16 protein-coding genes and 1 pseudogene are annotated in these 19,277 nt (G+C 48.2%); 14 read left to right on the forward strand and 3 right to left on the reverse strand.

Annotated features, from left to right (window positions below; genetic code table 11):
• The first annotated feature begins 72 nt into the window (after positions 1 to 72).
• From D9738_RS23910 to D9738_RS23955, 10 genes and pseudogenes are all read left to right on the forward strand, one after another.
• Positions 73 to 7,998 carry an autotransporter outer membrane beta-barrel domain-containing protein gene (locus tag D9738_RS23910; protein ID WP_130261346.1) on the forward strand — a complete coding sequence of 2,642 codons (7,926 nt, stop codon included), beginning with the start codon at positions 73 to 75 and terminating at the stop codon, positions 7,996 to 7,998.
• A 47-nt stretch (positions 7,999 to 8,045) separates the two neighbouring features.
• Positions 8,046 to 8,588, forward strand: a complete 543-nt coding sequence (locus D9738_RS23915; RefSeq protein ID WP_130261347.1) for an OmpH family outer membrane protein — start codon at positions 8,046 to 8,048, stop codon at positions 8,586 to 8,588.
• 253 nt (positions 8,589 to 8,841) lie between these two features.
• Complete coding sequence (locus D9738_RS23920; RefSeq protein ID WP_240780616.1) at positions 8,842 to 9,228, forward strand: helix-turn-helix transcriptional regulator; 387 nt, start codon at positions 8,842 to 8,844, stop codon at positions 9,226 to 9,228.
• A 184-nt stretch (positions 9,229 to 9,412) separates the two neighbouring features.
• Positions 9,413 to 9,506 (forward strand): annotated as a pseudogene (locus D9738_RS25340) (DNA repair protein); the annotation flags it as partial.
• A 211-nt stretch (positions 9,507 to 9,717) separates the two neighbouring features.
• Positions 9,718 to 9,918 (forward strand): hypothetical protein, encoded by a 201-nt coding sequence (locus D9738_RS23930; RefSeq protein ID WP_130261348.1) that lies wholly within the window; start codon positions 9,718 to 9,720, stop codon positions 9,916 to 9,918.
• 4 nt (positions 9,919 to 9,922) lie between these two features.
• Positions 9,923 to 10,102: a hypothetical protein gene (locus D9738_RS23935; RefSeq protein WP_001339207.1), complete on the forward strand. Its 180-nt coding sequence runs from the start codon at positions 9,923 to 9,925 to the stop codon at positions 10,100 to 10,102.
• 27 nt (positions 10,103 to 10,129) lie between these two features.
• The gene (locus D9738_RS23940; protein ID WP_130261349.1) at positions 10,130 to 11,164 is read left to right on the forward strand and encodes a DUF968 domain-containing protein; all 1,035 of its coding nucleotides are present in this window, start codon (positions 10,130 to 10,132) and stop codon (positions 11,162 to 11,164) included.
• An 88-nt stretch (positions 11,165 to 11,252) separates the two neighbouring features.
• A complete protein-coding gene (locus D9738_RS23945; RefSeq protein WP_104920458.1) occupies positions 11,253 to 11,705 on the forward strand; it encodes a Late promoter-activating protein in 453 nt (150 codons plus the stop codon).
• Between the two features lie 86 nt (positions 11,706 to 11,791).
• Positions 11,792 to 12,985 (forward strand): terminase, encoded by a 1,194-nt coding sequence (locus D9738_RS23950; protein WP_130261350.1) that lies wholly within the window; start codon positions 11,792 to 11,794, stop codon positions 12,983 to 12,985.
• Positions 12,985 to 14,469 (forward strand): terminase, encoded by a 1,485-nt coding sequence (locus tag D9738_RS23955; RefSeq protein WP_113456455.1) that lies wholly within the window; start codon positions 12,985 to 12,987, stop codon positions 14,467 to 14,469. The genes D9738_RS23950 and D9738_RS23955 overlap by 1 nt, the downstream gene beginning before the upstream one ends.
• A gap of 24 nt (positions 14,470 to 14,493) precedes the next feature.
• Here D9738_RS23955 and D9738_RS23960 read toward each other — a convergent pair whose 3' ends face one another.
• Both D9738_RS23960 and D9738_RS23965 read right to left on the reverse strand, forming a co-directional pair.
• Positions 14,494 to 15,345 carry a phage repressor protein C1 gene (locus tag D9738_RS23960; protein ID WP_130261351.1) on the reverse strand — a complete coding sequence of 284 codons (852 nt, stop codon included), beginning with the start codon at positions 15,343 to 15,345 and terminating at the stop codon, positions 14,494 to 14,496.
• Positions 15,346 to 15,455: 110 nt separating this feature from the next.
• Positions 15,456 to 15,665 carry a c1 repressor inactivator gene (locus D9738_RS23965; RefSeq protein WP_130261352.1) on the reverse strand — a complete coding sequence of 70 codons (210 nt, stop codon included), beginning with the start codon at positions 15,663 to 15,665 and terminating at the stop codon, positions 15,456 to 15,458.
• 604 nt (positions 15,666 to 16,269) lie between these two features.
• On the opposite strand from D9738_RS23965, the gene D9738_RS23980 reads away from it, so the two are divergent.
• The 4 genes from D9738_RS23980 (at position 16,270) to D9738_RS23995 (ending at position 18,696) form a co-directional block, all read left to right on the forward strand.
• Positions 16,270 to 16,491, forward strand: coding sequence for a hypothetical protein (locus D9738_RS23980; protein WP_000542338.1), 222 nt, complete (start codon positions 16,270 to 16,272; stop codon positions 16,489 to 16,491).
• Between the two features lie 7 nt (positions 16,492 to 16,498).
• A complete protein-coding gene (locus D9738_RS23985; protein WP_130261353.1) occupies positions 16,499 to 17,530 on the forward strand; it encodes a site-specific integrase in 1,032 nt (343 codons plus the stop codon).
• Between the two features lie 50 nt (positions 17,531 to 17,580).
• Complete coding sequence (locus D9738_RS23990; RefSeq protein ID WP_001224234.1) at positions 17,581 to 17,892, forward strand: hypothetical protein; 312 nt, start codon at positions 17,581 to 17,583, stop codon at positions 17,890 to 17,892.
• A gap of 243 nt (positions 17,893 to 18,135) precedes the next feature.
• Positions 18,136 to 18,696 carry a Ref family protein gene (locus D9738_RS23995; RefSeq protein WP_130261354.1) on the forward strand — a complete coding sequence of 187 codons (561 nt, stop codon included), beginning with the start codon at positions 18,136 to 18,138 and terminating at the stop codon, positions 18,694 to 18,696.
• A gap of 370 nt (positions 18,697 to 19,066) precedes the next feature.
• Here the strand turns inward: D9738_RS23995 and D9738_RS24960 are convergent.
• Positions 19,067 to 19,277 (reverse strand): hypothetical protein (locus tag D9738_RS24960; RefSeq protein ID WP_205712963.1); only part of this gene is annotated, 211 nt, incomplete at its 5' end.

The following is a 19,277-nucleotide window of genomic DNA, read 5'->3' on the forward strand; positions in this document are numbered from 1 at the left end:
TAACAAATTCTCAAAATATTATCTCATTGAGGCTTCAACTGTAGCTGGTGCGGTAATTTACTGAAGGTATTTATGAATAAAATATATAAAGTGATATGGAACCACAGTACTCAGCAGTGGGATGTGGTTTCAGAACTTACAGGTAACAAAAAAAAATGTAAATCTGCTCGCTTAAACCTGGCGTTAGCCGCTGCTCTTTTTACCGGAGCTATGGCGGTTAATTGCAGCAGCGCATTCGCGGATATTTCTCTTGATACGGCATGGCGTCCGGCACAGAACAACAACCTTGTTGGGGCCGAGACTGTTAACGGCACGACGGAAAATATCATAGGGCCGACATCGGTCGTTTCTGGTTCTTCTGGTCTCGTTAGCATGACTGTTGATGAAGCAAAAGCAGAGGGATACATTACGGCTGGGGATGATCTTACCGGATTATTATATATTGACACAGGCGGAAGAACCAAAGCCCTTCAGTACTGGGATGCTGCGACCGGCGCGTACAGAACGGTACAGGTATATGACAATGACGCTTTTTCTCAGCGGGCTGCAGGCTCATCTGCGAATGAACTCATTTCCGGTTTTGCGCCTGATGCTGATTTTTTCTATAAAACCCGTTTTGTTACTGTAACCAATGGTGGTACGGCCAATATTGATGTTGGCGCAGATTTTATTGGTCGCTATTTCAAAGATACTCAGCTCGCTGTTGCTGATGGAGCTGGATCAACTGTTAACTGGAATTCTGAAAATGAGTTCTACTTGCAGGCCGCAGCAACTTCTACAAACGGGCTCACATATACCACTACAATTGACTCAAAAGCATATGCTGGCACATTTACTGACTGGCAGGGACAACAGCATCAGGTTAATTCACAGGCAGACTTACAGCAATATAATGATTATCTGACTCAGGCGATTGTTGACGGTAAGCTGAGTGCCTCTCAGTATGAGACTGAATTTAACAGGGCTATTATAACCACCACGCATACGTATGATGTTGATCGTACTGCAGGGGGTAAAATTGATCCTGCTATATATCAGGCTGGTATCGGAACACTTGCTGTACTTGAAGCTAGAAATGGTGGAACTGCACGACTCAGTTCAACCGGCAAATTAACAGGCATATTGCCGAGTGTTGGTCGTGGAGCTGGTATCATTGCTCGCTCGGGCGGTACAGGTATCAACGAGGGTATTATAGATGCTACAGGTATTGCGATGCGTGCATACGGTAACAGCACCATTGTTAATGATGGCACTATCTATTCAGGGATCAACAATTCTAAACACGGACGACATGGTGAGGGAATGGTGGCAATTGATGCCGATTCCCTCGCAATAAATAATGGTGTTATTAATATCCGGCCATATAAAGTTGCAACAGTTAATCAGGATGGCATCAACACGGCAATGCTCGTGGCTGGTGGCGGTGAAGGAATTAATAATGGCACCATCAATATTACGGCGGATGCTTCAGTTATTGACAGTAAGGGACTAACCCGGGGGATCAGTGTGGGTGACGGAGGTTCCTTTACCAATGCATCCACTGGCAAAATCACCGTCGGTGTGGCTGAAGATGGCAGCGCAGCGCATTCAGCTGTCGGCTCTGTTGCGGTTGAGGTTGCGCAAGGGGCAACCCGTGTTATTAATGAAGGGACAATTCTCCTGGGGGAAGGGGCTCAGGGGAACTACGGTATTTCAGCATCGAACGTCGGAGCAGTAAATACAGTCATCAATAAAGGGACTATCACAGTTGAAGGGCATGACAGCGATACACCTGCACTGAATGTCGGCATGTTTGCAAATAACAGCACCGGGCTGAAAAACACCGGGGTTATTAATGTGAATGGCCTGAACAGTGCCGGATTACAGGTCATAAACGGAGGCCAGATAGCGTCTGACGGTACTGTAAATGTTGGTGGCGTGGATATCAGTAGTGGTTTCCGTAACTATGGTGCATGGGTGGAAGGCACCGGAAGCCGTGTTGATATATCCGGCGAAATTAGCCTTACTGGTGACGGTGCAGTGGGGGTTTTTGCCAAAGATGGCGGAGACCTGACCCTGTCAGGGAATGGTGCGGTGGTATTCGGTGGCAGTAACCAGGTGGGGTTTTATGTCTACGGTGATGGTTCCACCATTCATAATACCGGGAACAGTGTTATGGATGTTTCCACCGAAAATTCAACGTTATTCCGTATTGCCAGCGGGGCGGTATACCGGGGGGGCACAGGGGCATCCTCTGATCTGACGGCATCCGGTAAGAACTCGTATGCGCTTGTTGCCACTGGCAGGTCTGACACAGGCACTGCCTCAACCGTAACATCCGGAGGGATGACCATCAACCTGACGGGAGAGGGGGCAACTGCTGTCCTGGTAGAGGGCGGGGCACAGGGCTCAATTGACAGTAATGCCACTATTAATATGGATAATGCCAGCTCGATTGCCGGTATTGCGGATGGCAACGGATATGATATTTCCGGCAATCTTATTAATCCAAAAGACAACACCACATTATTAACAGCAGGTGCTCAGCTAAGCTCTTCTCAGGATAAAGTAACCGGGTATATCGCCCGCAATGGGGCAACCCTGAATAATACAGGTAATATCACCTTTACCGGAAAGAACACGACCGGTATTCGGGTTGAGGAAGGCGCTGTTGGCACCAACAGTGGAAATATCATCGTTCAGGATGGCGGTGTGGGATTACTTGCCCGTGGCTCACAGGAAGCCACGACCATTAATAACACCGGCAATCTGGTCCTCAGCGGGGGGGATAATGCCAACCGTACTACCGGGATTAAAGCTTCCGGTGCAGCAACAACGGTTAATATGACCGCCGGCGAACTCGTTCTGGAGGGACAGGGGGCGATTGGCGTTGAGGTCAGTGAACAGGGAACGGTGAATCTTGAGGGGACAGCCATTCCGAAGTTTGCTGCTAACAATTCCGGCATTACCGATCAGATTGCTTTCCGTATTATCGGAGATGGTGCAGTCATCAATACGAAGGTTGCACAGGGAACGCTGCTGGAAGCCAGTGGGCAGCGGTCAGTGCTCTTCCGCATTGAAGACGGGGCAAAACAGACTGGCTCTCTGCTGATGCAAACCTCCGGGACAGGCAGCCGGGGGATCTGGGCCACCGGTAAAGGCAGTGATGTACAGGCGGAGGCCGGCAGTGATTTCCGGATCCTGGGGGACCTGGCTCAGGGATTGTATGTCACTGGCGGTGCAACAGCGACCCTGAAACAGGGGATATCCGTTGATCTTGTGGGTGACGGGGCCGTTGTCGCGGAAGTGGACGGTAATGAGTACGCTCTGGATGGCAGTATCACACAAACGAATACTGGCTCGGTTATTACCAATGAGGCAGATATCTCTTCGCCGCTGAATAATGCCAAGGGCTTTATTACGCGTAATCAGGGACTGTTGATTAACAGCGGCAACATTGATTTCACTGCCGGTACCGATAATATCGGCGTCTGGGTTGATAACGGTCGCTTTGAAAATACGGGAAACCGTATTGCGGTCAATGGTGTTGCTTTATTTGTTGAAGGGGCACAGTCTCAGATTACCAGCACGGGAGGGGATATCGTCGCTGTGGACGGTGAGGCTGCCATTAAGCTGGGGGCGGGCGCGTCACTGAACCTGGCAGGGAGTGGGCTGGGAACGATTGAGGGCCAGAAAAATGCACATGGCATCCTGCTGGATACAGGGACTGTGGGGCTGGTTATTGATGGTGCGAAAATTAATGTGAATGCTGCAGGTGCGGTTGGTCACGGGATTGAGAACCGTGCAGAAATCGAAGGCATTCAGCTAACCAGTACGACTGAAATTAATGTGGCTGATGGCATTGGTGTGCGTACTTCAGCTTCGCTGGCTAAGGCCAACAGCGGCACTATTAATGTAGACGGCAGTGGAATTGCACTGGCGTTCCAGAAAGCTGACGGAAGTGAAACCGATAATAACCTGGATATGTCTGACTCCGGCGGATTAGTCATTAATCTGAAAGGAACAGGGGGGACAGGCATTCTCGCCAACACCGGAGACGGTGTCAGCGTGAAAAGTGGTGCCAGCGTTAATGTCATGCAGGCTGATGGCGGCTCCGCTCTGGTGGTCAACAATGCGGCTCGTGAAGTGATCCAGAGCGGTAATCTCATTTCCGCTTCGCTGAGTCATGCTGTAGTGGATGCATCAAAAGCACTGTCCTTTACCAATAAAGGACAGATTAAAGCCGCGTCCGCCGCCGGGAATGCAATGTCGTTTGATGAGGCCGTGAATACCACCGTACTGAATGATAGTGGTGCTGAAATTCAGGGGATTGTGGCCCTGAATGGGGGAGATAATTCATTTACCAATAAAGGCAGTATTACCGGAACCGTCAGTGCAAAAGATGGCAACAACACATTGTTATTTGATGACGGCAGCACACTGACAGGCGAGGTGACCGCCGGGAACGGCAATAACAATGTAACGCTTAACGGCAGGACGCATGTTGACCTGGTGATTGCAGGTACAGGACAGAATACCTTCACCATTAAAGGTGAAGGGGCAACCTGGAATCTGCTGGATGGCGGACTGGGGAATTCTGATGCCCTGATATTTGACAGCGCCATTCATACGCTGGACTCTGCTGCAAAGCTACAAAACTTTGAACATGTCGGGCTGAAAAATGGTTCCGTTGTCACCCTGAAGGAGGCACTGGTGCTAACTGACGGCGGTGCCGGCGCGGGCTCTGTCGATATTGAATCGGGCAGTGAACTGAGTATTACCCCTGCCGTTGCAGGCGACTTTACCTTTGATCCACTGTTAACGGGCAAAGGCACGCTGTCCGCTCAGCTTGATGCCGACACCTCTGCTTTTGAATTCAGCCATAACGTCGGGGATCAGTTTGCCGGCACCCTGAAGCTGGGCACCAGCAGTTTTGCGCTGGAAGGGCTGAATACGAAGGGGTTGACCCATGCCATGTTGATGTCTGAAACCGGGAATATCACAACGGTTGGCTCCGGTGTTCAGCGGATTGGCGGCCTTGGGTTCAGTGGCGGAACACTGAATTTTGGTTCTGTCAGCCCGGGAGATATTGTTGCCGGCAACCGTATTGAAACCTCTGCCTCAGGTACGCTGGATCTCCGCGGTCAGGGCACTATTCAGGTCACCATGCCGGTGGTGGTTAATGATATTCCGGTGGTTGATACCCGTAAGAATCTGCTTGAGCAGGACGATGCGCAGACCCTGGTCAAACTGGTGGATGCTAAGGGAACCGTTACCGGCACCGGCGGACAGTTGCAACTGGTGGATGAAAATGGCCAGGTCATTTCTCACAGTCAGACGTTCGATGTGACTCAGGGCGGTGAAGTGGTGGCCCAGGGGAACTATGACTACAAGCTGCTGGGAAGTTCCGACGGTATTAACGGTGATGGGCTGTATATCGGCTATGGCCTGAAATCGCTGAATTTGCAAGGGACAGGTGATAAAGCGCTGGTGCTGACCCCGAGAGCGAACGCACAGGGGCTGCAGTCAGATCTCGGTGCTCAGTTAACGGGAACAGGGGATCTGGCGATAGACGCTGTGGGGCAGGTTGTCACACTGTCCAACGGTGGTAATAACTACACCGGTGATACGCTGGTGCGCAGCGGCACACTGCAGATGGCAAATGATAATGTGCTTGGCGCTACAGGTAGCCTGAACGTTGCCAGCAATGCCGTCTTCAGAACAGACGGATACAGCCAGACGGTTGGTGCACTGCAGACAGAAACGGGGGCGCACATTCAGCTTGATAGCGGTAGTGTACTCACGGTCAGCGGCACGCAGCGTCAGCCGGGCGATGATAATGGTGGCATCATTGAAAACAATGTGCTGACCGGAGACGGTACGCTGGCTGTTACAGGCAGCAATCTGACGGTACATGGCACCAATATCGGGTTCACCGGTAATGTCAGCCTTACCCGGGGTTCGCTGGTTGAAATGAACGGCGCACAGGGGCTGGGAAGTCTGGGGACCGTCAGCTTTGAAAGCCTGAATGACCGTCTGGCGATTGATATCGCCGACGGTAGCGGAGTCAGCAGTAACCTGAGTAAATCGCTTTCCGGAGAAGGTTCAGTGGACATACTGAACACGACTGATCTGACGCTTTCCGGGGATAACAGTAATTTCAGCGGTAAATTCCGTGTGCAGAAAGATGCTGCTCTGCGGGCTTCAGATGAAAAACACCTGGGCACCGGGCTGATTGACAGCGAGGGTGTCACCTGGCTTACTGCCAGCGACAGCTGGTTGCTGAAAAATGACATTACGGGTTCCGGTGCGCTGGTGAAACAGGGGGCGGGTAATCTGATCATTAATCATGAGCTGGCTTATACCGGTGATACCACTGTTGAGAACGGCGTCCTGATTGTTGGTGATGATTCTGTCACCCGCGCCGCTGATGCGACGCTGTCAGGCTCCGGAAATATTCATGTTCTCAATGGCGGCACACTCAGTGGGCAGGGTACCGTTGCAGGTCATGTTAATAACCAGGGAACGCTGGCATCACTGAATGCACTTTCAGGCTATGAGAACGCAGAAGTAAGCAATTTTACGGTTGGCTCACTGACCAATACCGGCGTCATTCGTCTGGCCGGTGGTAAGACAGGAAATACCCTGACCGTAAATGGCGATTACACCGGTGGCGGTACGTTAATTATCAATACCGTGCTGGGGGATGATACCTCTGCCACTGACAAACTGATTGTCACGGGTAACACTTCCGGCGATACCGGCGTGGTGGTGAATAACGTCCAGGGCCAGGGTGCTCAGACCGCTGACGGCATTGAGATTGTGCATGTCGGTGGTCAGTCTGACGGTAACTTCAGACTGGAGAATCGTGCTGTGGCCGGGGCATGGGAATATTTCCTGCATAAAGGTAATGCGGGTGGTACCGACGGTAACTGGTATCTGCGCTCTGAATTGCCGCCGGAGCCGGGGACAAAACCGGAGACAAAACCGGAGACAAAACCGGAGACAAAACCAACACCGGATAAACCTGTGCAGAAGGTCTATCGCCCGGAGGCTGGCTCATATATTTCGAACATTGCGGCGGCTAACACGCTGTTCAACACCAGAATGCACGATCGTGAGGGGGAAACTTACTATACCGACGTGTTTACTGGTGAGAAAAAAGCAACCAGTATGTGGATGCGTCATGTTGGCGGTCATAATCGCTGGAAGGACAGTAGTTCACAACTGAATACGCAAAGCAACCGCTATGTTGTGCAACTGGGTGGCAGCATTGCACAGTGGACTGACGGTCAGGAGCGTCTGCAGCTGGGTATTATGGCCGGTTACGGGAATGAGAAGAGCTCCACGACATCCTCGGTTTCGGGATATAAATCTAAAGGCTCGATCAGTGGTTACAGTACCGGTTTATACGGAACGTGGCAGCAGAATGACGGCAATGACACCGGGGCTTATGTTGACACCTGGGTCCAGTACGGCTGGTTTAATAATACCGTTAATGGTGAAAAACTGGCGGCGGAGTCCTGGAAATCCCGTGGATTTACCGGTTCAGTGGAAGCAGGTTATACCTTCAAAGCCGGCGAATTTACCGGCAGCCAGGGAAGCCACTATGACTGGTATATTCAGCCACAGTCCCAGCTTACGTGGATGAATGTAAGAGCCGGCGAACATAAGGAGAAAAACGGCACGAAAGTTCAGCTTAACGGAGACGGCAATATCCAGAGTCGTCTGGGCGTCAGAACTTACCTGAAAGGTAAGAGTGCGTCTGATGACAATAAGGCGCATCAGTTCGAGCCTTTTGTGGAGGTTAACTGGATCCATAATACACAGGACTGGAGTGTCAAAATGGATAATACGGTACTCAGTCAGGACGGAGCCACAAATATTGCTGAAGTCAAAACGGGTGTTCAGGGTAAATTGTCAGACAACCTGAATATCTGGGGCAATGTTGGCGTTCAGGTCGGCGATAAAGGGTACAGTGATGCCCAGGCAATGCTGGGTATTAAATATACATTTTAATCACACAGTGGCAGGAGGATCCCTCCTGCCACATCCGGGTAGTCATAATGAGTTCTGTAATGAAATTTTCTGTTGCTAATGCAGTATTGTTGCTGTTGCTGATTGGATTTACTGGTGTTATTTATATGAATAAATCAAAAGAAATTGCAGTTGTTAATATTGATGCTGTTTATAATCAGTCTTCTGCCGGAGAACTGGCCAGAACGCATCTGAGTGAAGTTAAGATTATTCTTGAAAAGGGATACAAGGATGCGCTAAAAGCATTCGCAGATAACGAAAATAAAGATGCACTGCTTCTTGATGCCAGACAAAAACTGGAGAGGCAATATGTTATCGAGGAGCACAATGCAAAAATGGTGTTATCCCGTGTAATAGATAATGCCATAAATAACTGGAGAAAAGATAACACAGGAAATATTGCTGTGTTGTCTTCAGGTGTTGTGCTTGCACATAACGATTCAGCTGATATCACAAAAGAAATTATGGCTCTGGTTGAAAAAGAACATCTGGTTTTTAATCGGTTGCCTAAAGTGGAAGTGAAAGCTCAGGAGGAGGTAACAAGTAAAGAGGGAACAGAAGAAGATAAATAACCATTAGTTCCCGATAACGTTTGTTGAGGCGATTCACAAGCCGGTATCTGTTATCACTCAGATACCGGTTTATTGTTGGGGCCGGGTATAATCCGGCAACAGCGTCAAATATCAGGAGGAGGAATGCTGGTTAGGTAACTTTATCATCTTCAGTCTCAAATTCTGATAAATGACAGGAATATGCGGCATGCATTACTTAACGTATACCATCTATAGCTAGATGAAAATTTATCTTTGATGTGGGGATTGACATATGGAAATGAAAAAAAACATTTGCTATATAAAGAGTGAAATAAAAGAACATGATATTACTGTTCACTTATGGGCATTTGCATCGCTGACAAAAACTGAGTGTGATGTTCTTGAGTTAATAATGAAAGGGTATAGTTCTACAAAAATATCACACCTCCGGTCTCGTAGTAATAAAACTGTATCGTCACAAAAGAGGCATATATACAAAAAACTTGGTGTCCGAAATGATGTTACATTCTGGATTGATATTTTTTTGTCACCAGCGATAAGAACAGTTTTTTACCGAAAAGGGGAGGTTATTAACATAGAAAATGAAATTTTCGGAATGTCCGGTGATTCATTTAAGCTTTTGAATAAGTCACTGAACACATCACTGGACAAAAAGTGAGTATTAATAATTACTGCGGTATCAGTTTAAAGACGGGGTAATTAATCTACTGGTTATTATATACACGCCGGGTCAGGCCGGCGCGTTCCTTTTTTGTATATGGATTTTCTATTTGTGTATAAGACCCATACTTATCACGTGTTTGTGGATTAAACCTCTAAAGAGGTTAAGCACTAGCAAGAAGGACGATGGTGGGCAGCAATGCTGTGTTTGGCGTGATTACTTACATCATCAATGATGCCCGGAGTGGGGAATTTGACGATTGTCCGGTGATATAATTTGATTGTATTGACAAACAAGCCATCCCCTTTTATATTTCCTCATGGCAGCAAAGGCTGCGTAACCGCCCCGGCGGCTCCGGGCAATAAAGGAACCCCTTATAAAACCGATGATTAGAAAAGATTTCTTCTGCGCTGTTAAAGCCCCCTTATCCGGTATAACTCATAATCTATATTTGCCCTACATATGGGGATTTTTGAGGTGAGATATATGGAAAATAAACCACGCGATCCGCGAAGCCTAAACGCCCTTAAAGACAAAACGCCAGCAACAGCACAAATACAAATGAGGGTAACGCCAGAACGCAAAAATCGCTATGTGCGTCAGGCGCAGACAGAAGGAATGAAGTTAACAGACTGGATCCAAAAGCACATGGACGAGGTGTGCGACAGTGCTGGTGCTGCGGAGTAAATTAATGGCACGCAAATACAACAAATTGTCCCGTGAAGCGTTAAAGATGCTTCTTGATGGCGTGAGTCGCCGCAAGGTAAAGCAATACCTGGTTGGTAAGCAAATTGGTGCCAGGACCGCTATTGCTGTGTTATGCCGTCAGGAAATGGTTGTGCTTAAACAGAGAATGCCGGGCAGCAGATAAAGCCCAATCAGTGATTAAAGGTGTGATGTGAAAGCCGTAATTACTCCCTTTGTACAGAAAGAGCTTGGCCTCGCCACGTTCAAAGTGGATCAGGAGGTCAGAAAGCTGGTGGAGGCTGGCCGTAAATTTATTATGGAGCCGGTGCCGCGTGAGTTAATCGAGCACATGGAAGACGGCCTCGTTGTTACCGAGCAAACCATGGCAACAAATGAGGCGTTGCAGCCGTTTTTTAACAGCGATGAACTGTTTCGCCGTATTGGTGGAATTGACGCGCTGGTGGCGTGGTTGCGTAGGAAAGAGGGTCAATGCCAGGCCGCAGATCGTAGTTGGTGTGACAACCATATTGTCCACGCTGAACGAGACAATAGCGCGGTGTTGTTGTGCTGGCATCACGATAACCATTACCGGATGCGTGGTTTTAATGAGCTGAAAGAAACGCTGCATAATAATCGCGTTAACTGGATACTGGATGTCGCCCGTCAGGAAATGGGGCTTTCAGATGGGCATGATTTAAGTATTCAGGAGCTGTGCTGGTGGGCTTTCATGCGCAACATGATCCACCTGATGCCGGAAGAAGTCTGCCGTATATCAATAAATAAGATGAAGGCTGCAACGCAGGATAGCGGACCTCTGAAAGAGGCGGATATTCGCCCGTATGACGATCGCGCTACAGCATATATTCAGATGATGGAAGAACGTGCCGTGCCGATGCGTGCAAAAGTATGCCCTGTGGAAGTTGACTCCGACCCTGGTATGGCGCATTTCAAAATACCAAAACTGCAATCGCTAAAATTGCCCGAATACCTGGACTTTGTTGCTTCTCGCCCATGCTGTGCGTGTGGAGCTGGCGCTCACATTACGCCTTATATCGTTCGTCATAGTCGATTATGCGCGCATGACATTTACGCAATTCCGCTATGTCAGTCATGCCAGCGTGATATTGAGCGTGACCGCGATGATTGGGAGAGTAAGCATGGTAGGCTGGCGATGCATCAACGATTGTTCTTTGATTACGCGCTCGGAGTAGGCGCTATCACAAGTCACTCGTCGAACGTTAGATAAAATTGCTCTAATGTATTGCTATTTATTCAATCGAGGGTATTATATTCCACGTTGATTAGTTGACATGGGCTAATCAGTAGGTGACAGGATGTTACTTAACTGGCAGGGACGCCAATTCATGGAAATAAATCACTCACGAATAACATCGTACGAGATTGCGGATTACATGATCCGCACTAAATCTTTTCTATCAGCGAAAGAACTCGCAGCAATCCTTGAAAAGGAATACCCGCACCTGGATGTCGATAAGCGCGATGTTTATCTGCGCTTAAAGGCTATTGCGGTGTCTAAATATTCGTCTGTTTTGATTGATGACAGTACACGCCCACGTAGATTTCAGATCCACTCTCTGAACCCTGAATTTTTTCGCCGCAGCCGCGCGCCGCGCCGGTTTGATGAAAAACTCCAAAACGAACTCTATATGACGCAGGACGAAAAGGAACGTCGTGAACACCAGCCTTGGGTAATGGCGCGTCAACTTTTCAATAAGGTGGCCCGTCAGCACCGCCATTACGGCAATGCCACTTCAGCACGTATCTGATTGATTGTTTGCCCGTTCCGGGCCTTTTGACATGTGACTTTCGTTACCCTCGCGTCAAAAAGAGTTTTATACGAAAGGAAGCATAAGTGACCTGGGACGATCACAAGAAGAATTTTGCTCGCCTGGCGCGAGATGGTGGTTACACCATCGCACAGTATGCCGCCGAGTTTAATCTCAACCCAAACACAGCACGACGTTATCTCCGTGCATTCAAAGAAGACACCGGAACAGCGGACAGCCGTAAGCCAAATAAGCCCGTCAGGAAGCCACTGAAAAGCATGATCATTGATCACGCTAATGATCAACGTGTAGGTGATCACATTGAGGATGAAAGAGCGGAAAAACAAAGAGTTAATGCTGTTGTCAGTGCCGCAGTAGAGAACGCGAAGCGCCAGAATAAGCGCATAAATGATCGTTCTGATGATCATGACGTGATCACCCGCGCCCACCGGACCTTACGCGATCGCCTGGAACGCGACACCCTGGATGATGATGGTGAACGCTTTGAATTCGAAGCTGGCGATTACCTGATAGATAACGTTGAAGCGCGGAAGGCCGCGCGCGCTATGTTGCGTCGGTCCGGGGCTGATGTTCTGGAAACCACTCTTCTGGAAAAGTCTCTCTCTCATCTCCTTATGCTGGAGAACGCCAGGGATACGTGTATTCGCCTGGTGCAGGAAATGCGCGATCAGCAAAAAGACGATGATGAAGGGACTCCGCCGGAATACCGTATCGCGAGCATGCTAAACAGCTGTTCCGCGCAGATAAGCAGTCTGATCAACACCATTTACAGCATCCGGAATAACTATCGAAAAGAAAGCCGGGAGGCGGAAAAGCACGCTTTGTCTATGGGGCAAGCTGGCATTGTTAAGCTGGCATACGAACGAAAGCGTGAAAATAACTGGTCAGTTCTGGAAGCAGCTGAATTCATCGAGGCGCATGGCGGGAAAGTGCCGCCCCTGATGCTGGAGCAAATCAAAGCCGATCTGCGTGCTCCTAAGACCAATACCGATGATGAGGAAAGGCAAACAGCCGTCGGTGGCCCTTCTCTTGAAGATCTGGACAAAGTTGCGCGAGAACGGGCCGCCAACCGCCGCGCCGATGCCGCATTGTGGATTGAGCAGCGTAGGGAAGAAATCGCCGATATCGTTGATACAGGCGGTTATGGAGATGTTGATACTGAAGGTGTATCAAACGACCCATGGCTGGAACAAGACCTGGACGAAGACGAGGAGGAAGACGAAGAAGTTATCCGCAAGCTATACGGGGACGATGATTAATGGCCAGAAGTTGCGTAACGGACCCACGTTGGCGCGAGCTGGTGGCGCTATATCGTTATGACTGGATTGCGGCCGCTGATGTTTTGTTCGGCAAAACACCTACCTGGCAGCAGGATCTGATTATTGAGTCTGTGCAAGAACAGGGTAGCAAGACATCTGTTTCGTCTGGTCACGGTACCGGGAAATCAGACATGACTTCTATCATGATCATGTTGTTCATTATCATGTATCCCGGTGCCCGCGCCATTATCGTTGCGAACAAAATTCAGCAGGTAATGACCGGTATATTCAAGTACATCAAGATAAACTGGGCTACGGCCACCAGCCGTTTTCCATGGCTTGCTGATTATTTTGTGCTGACAGAAACCGCTTTCTATGAGGTTACTGGTAAAGGTGTATGGACTGTAGTACCGAAGGGCTTTCGTCTGGGAAGTGAAGAAGCTCTCGCCGGTGAACACGCAGATCATCTTCTGTATATTATCGATGAAGCCTCCGGTGTCAGTGATAGAGCTTTCGGTATCATCACCGGTGCTCTTACCGGGCAGGATAACCGCATCTTATTGCTGTCACAGCCTACACGCCCAAGCGGCTATTTCTACGATACTCACCATAAACTGGCCAAGCGTCCTGGTAACCCAGATGGCGTTTATACGGCGATCACGCTTAACAGTGAGGAATCACCGCTGGTAACGCCAGCATTTATCAAAATGAAGCTGGCGGAGTACGGCGGGCGTGATAACCCTATGTACATGATTAAGGTACGCGGCCTATTCCCTAAATCACAGGATGGCTTCCTTCTTGGACGTGATGAGGTTGAACGTGCGACGCGGCGGAAAGTCAAGATTGCCAAAGGATGGGGCTGGCTTGCATGTGTGGACGTTGCTGGTGGTACGGGACGGGATAAGTCCGTTATCAATATCATGATGGTGTCCGGCCAGCGAAATAAACGCCGTGTAATCAACTATCGAATGCTGGAATACACAGACGTTACAGAAACGCAGCTTGCCGCCAAAATTTTCGCAGAATGTAATCCTGAGCGATTCCCCAATATCACCATAGCGATAGACGGCGATGGCCTGGGTAAAGCAACGGCGGATCTGATGTACGAGTATTATGGTATTACCGTACAGCGCATACGCTGGGGTAAAAAGATGCATAGCCGTGAAGATAAGAGCCTGTACTTTGATAAGCGTGCTTATGCCAACGTTCAAGCCGCAGAGGCCGTAAAATCAGGTCGTATGAGACTGGATAAGGGTAATGCAACCATTGAGGAAGCGTCGAAAATACCTGTAGGTATTAACTCCGCAGGTCAATGGCGGGTGATGACTAAGGAAGACATGAAGAAAAAGCTCAACCTGCACTCACCAGACCATTGGGATACATATTGTTTCGCTATGCTGGCGGATTATGTTCCCCAGGATGAGGTGCTAAGCGTCGAAGACGAAGCGCAGGTTGATGAAGCTCTGGCATGGCTTAATGAATAACTCTTTAACCATGCCAGATGGAAACTATTGCGCGCTTTCGGGGTTGTCGTTAACTGACTGCCCCTTCTTTGTTTTACGGCTGCGCGTAACTGATGCGGCTGACTTAACCTTTTTCTCTTCGCGAGTGATGGCAATTTGTTTTTTTACATTTTCAATATCTGCCAGGCGATATATTTTTGCCTGCGGCCAGCGATCGCAGATGATTGGTTCTATGGAGTCATAAAGGCTAAATTTTGCTTTCTCGAATTCACCGTTGATGATAATTCCATCACGGAGAGTTTCATCGCAGATAAACACGCCACACAGCGGTACATGGTAACTAACTGATTTACCATCATTGTAGTTAGGGCTACTGGAAATGTAGTGGACGCGCAGCATTGTTTCGCTAAAGCCGTGTACGCGCATACGGAATTTTTCATCCTCCGGGTACTGCTTCATTAGCTCTTTTGTTGCTTCCAGGTTCTCTATGTATTTCGCACTGTGCTCATTGAACCCCGCGCTTTTTTGGATGCGAATGTCCTTATCAATCAGATGAATAATGCGGCCAGCGGTCATATTGACGCTGTTCACGGCTTCTGTCTGATAAGTCGTAACCTTGCGCACACCGCGAAGGATGTTAGGCACTGGATATAAAATGGTCTTTGGGATATTGAGGTCTGGGTACTGTTCCAGTTCCCGCGCCATTAAAGTCCATTTATCAATTTCAGCCTGAATGCTGTCCGTTTCTTTGAACGGCAGAACGACAACCGGGCGTACAGGACGACCGTCGCTGGCGGCATCAACGTGTTGGGCGCGTGCAACAGCTTTTTTTAGAAAGAGATCCCTGAAGCTGACGAACTCCTGGTACAGTTGTTCGCCGTAGACATAATTTATCATTGATCCTCCTCCAGAATTGACATGGTCAATAACGCCCGGCTGAGAAAACCGGTCATTACTGACCTATATTATAGAGGGAACAGACAAAAATAATAGATTTATTAGTGCATTTATTGTGAGTCTAACTGGTTAGTTGCCATGAGATATTCGATTGTGTCAGTGAGATCATCCAGGTCGTCTAGGGTGATGCGGTACTCCTGATTGGATATCTTTGAGTAGTGTTCAGCAATGGCGCGAGCAGCGTCGGTTTCGGCGGGGTCTACAGATAAAGCGTTAGAGCAATGTCTAACATCGTCGATGGTTGGTGGAATGAAAGCCATAATTATGCCTCACTGTATTGACAACACAGAGCCTGAAGCTCTGACCTACTGTTTCACCCATGTTCCATGCTGGGGTTATCTATCAACATTGCGCTGTGTGTAAGATGAGCAATGCATAGCGGTAATGCCGTTGTATAAGGTTTCCCTGTTTGCTCATTTCCTTCTGAGCCGCTCTACAACGCTGAAGACACATTAAGTCGTGAGTCCAAAGTCGTATTACGAAACGGCGGCAAAGCTATAATTTATTAGAGCAATTGTCAAACGACTATGAAAAACAATCCAGCTTTTGGCTGGTGGAGTGGGATTTTCATCTCAAAATTTATTGCTCTAATAATTCTTGATTTTTGTGCGCGGCTGGACGTAAACTCCTCATCGAACCTAATAACTTCGTATAGCATACATTATACGAAGTTATTATAAGGGTTATTGAACATGATCAATTTACCTGTAAATCCATACAGCTCAATACCTTATAAGGTTAAATAGTGATCACTTGATCATTTGATCAAGGTTGCGCTACGTAAAATCTGTGAAAAGTTGGCGGTGTTAGTCCTCCAGATTTCGCGTAGCGCACTTAGCACCACCAATCAATCAGAGGTGAAAAATGGGATATTCAGCTGCTAAAGTGTCCACTCATCTTGAACTTGAGAAAAACCGTGGTTACTGGCGGGCCAAAGGGTTTGAGCGTGATAGTTACCAATTGTCATTATCTCGCGGTGAAGAGAAAATAGAACGTACTCGCGGCCGCTGGCGTTTCTATGACGAGAACCATAAACAGGTAAAGGCAGAGCCGATCCTGTACACTTTACTTAAAACCATTATCTGAGTGTTAAATGTCCAATTTACTGACCGTACACCAAAATTTACCAGCATTACCGGTCGATGCAACGAGTGATGAGGTTCGCAAGAACCTGATGGACATGTTCAGGGATCGCCAGGCGTTTTCAGAGCATACCTGGAAAATGCTTCTGTCCGTTTGCCGGTCGTGGGCGGCATGGTGCAAGTTGAATAACCGGAAATGGTATCCCGCAGAACCTGAAGATGTTCGCGATTACCTTCTATATCTTCAGGCGCGTGGTCTGGCAGTGAAAACTATTCAGCAACATTTGGGCCAGCTAAACATGCTTCATCGTCGGTCCGGGCTGCCACGACCAAGTGACAGCAATGCTGTTTCACTGGTCATGCGGCGGATCCGAAAAGAAAACGTTGATGCCGGTGAACGTGCAAAACAGGCGCTGGCGTTCGAACGCACTGATTTCGACCAGGTTCGTTCACTCATGGAAAATAGCGATCGCTGCCAGGATATACGTAATCTGGCATTTCTGGGGATTGCTTATAACACCCTGTTACGTATAGCCGAAATTGCCAGGATCAGGGTTAAAGATATCTCGCGTACTGACGGTGGGAGAATGTTAATCCATATTGGCAGAACGAAAACGCTGGTTAGCACCGCAGGTGTAGAGAAGGCACTTAGCCTGGGGGTAACTAAACTGGTCGAGCGATGGATTTCTGTCTCTGGTGTCGCTGATGATCCGAATAACTACCTGTTTTGCCGGGTCAGAAAAAATGGTGTTGCCGCGCCATCATCCACCAGCCAGCTATCAACTCGCGCCCTGGAAGGGATTTTTGAAGCAACTCACCGATTGATTTACGGGGCAAAAGATGACTCTGGTCAGAGATACCTGGCCTGGTCTGGACACAGTGCCCGTGTTGGAGCCGCACGAGATATGGCCCGCGCCGGAGTTTCAATACCTGAGATCATGCAGGCTGGTGGCTGGACAAACGTAAATATTGTCATGAACTATATCCGTAACCTGGATAGTGAAACGGGGGCAATGGTGCGCCTGCTGGAAGATGGCGATTAGCCGTCAATTTTCTCTAGATTGCTCTAATCATTCGGTATTTATGGTGACACATACGGAAGGATTTCAAAATAGACGGGAAATATGTGGTGCTGTCTGTAAGCTCTCAAATTCAGTCACCCTCTGTCATTGTCACCGTAAAGTTGAGCGATAGGATGCCTGATATCGACTCGATATCTGTTGCGTTCCCGGTTAAAAGCATGCGGAGTGCTGAACATTTTGTGATGAATGCAACGGAGGAGGAAGCGCGGCGCGGGCTTACTAGAGTGATGGCGGAATTTGGCGAACTCCTGGGTAAGGTAAACAATGCCCTTTCAATAAGTTCAGCAAGATCCAAAGCGTTAACAGCTTCCATGATGAAATAAAAAAGCCTGGCAAGATGCCAGGCTGCACAAAAGAGCGGGATTGTATTCCGCATCCAATCAATCAAAAAGGAGTATAGCACATAGGTATTGAAGTAAAAACGTTACAAGCATGAAGGAAAATATCTTTTATTGCTCTAATTTGTTGATATAATTTAGCCGCAGTTTTGGTCAACTACTAATAAATTGCCATTACTTCACTCCTTGACATCATTGGCGGCCATTAGGCCGCCTTTTTTTTGCCATATGAAAACAATCGAACAAAAACTTGAACAGCGCCGCGAGTGGCAGAAGGCAGCCAGAGAACGAGCGATCGCTCGGCAACGGGAAAAGTTGGCTGACCCCGCCTGGCGCGAATCGCAATATCAGAAAATGCGGGATGCCATCGACCGCCGTATCGCTAAACAGAAAGAACGCCCACCAGCCAGCAAAACGCGGAAAATCGCGGTAAAAATAAAATCTCGTGGCTTGAAGGGACGAACACCGACGGCGGAGGAACGGCGCATAGCCAATGCTCTTGGCGCTCTCCCCTGCATTGCCTGCTATATGCATGGAGTAATATCTGAAGAGGTGTCTCTGCACCACATCTCCGGTCGTACCGCGCCGGGTTGTCACAAAAAGCAATTGCCACTTTGTAGATGGCACCACCAGCATGCAGCACCGGCTGAAGTAAGAGAAAAATACCCCTGGCTGGTCCCTGTTCATGCCGATGGCGTGATTGGCGGCAAGAAAGAATTCACCTTGCAGAACAAGTCAGAGATGGAGTTGCTGGCTGACGCCTATGAGATGGCAAATTTATTATTCTAATATATTTATTATTTCTGTTTTTATTAAAACTGAGTTTCTCTGTTATTATCGAGAGTAGTTCTTCGTATATGGAGCATAAGCCAAATATGACAACGCACAAAATCCCAAAAAAATTTTGGGACAAAAAGATGGTTGAATGGCCATGTCCTAATTGCGGGCAAAAAACCCTGAGAATATTAGACGAATCTTTCATCTGTAAGGACACTGCTGAAACTATCAAAATGCAGGCTGAGGAATGGTTTGACTTAGAGTATACAAGCTCGGTATTCAGTTGCATGTCACAGTGCGTAAGACCTCAATGTAAGGAGGTAGTGGCATGCACAGGCAGAAGTGGTCTAGAAGAAGATTGGGCCGAGCATACAGGACTTTATTACCATCGCTGGTATGAACCATTAAGTTTTACTCCTGGGTTAAAGCTCTTTCTTATCCCGAACATGTGCCCTGAAGACATAGCCTTGCCTATAAACACCTCGTTTGCACTAAGCACAATCCATCCAGGTGCCGCTGCAAATCTAATAAGAACATCTGTAGAACGATTACTTACAGCTATCGGGGTAACGGTGTAGTGGTCAACAAAAACT

The organism is Escherichia sp. E10V5 (assembly GCF_004212315.1).
GTDB lineage: Bacteria > Pseudomonadota > Gammaproteobacteria > Enterobacterales > Enterobacteriaceae > Escherichia.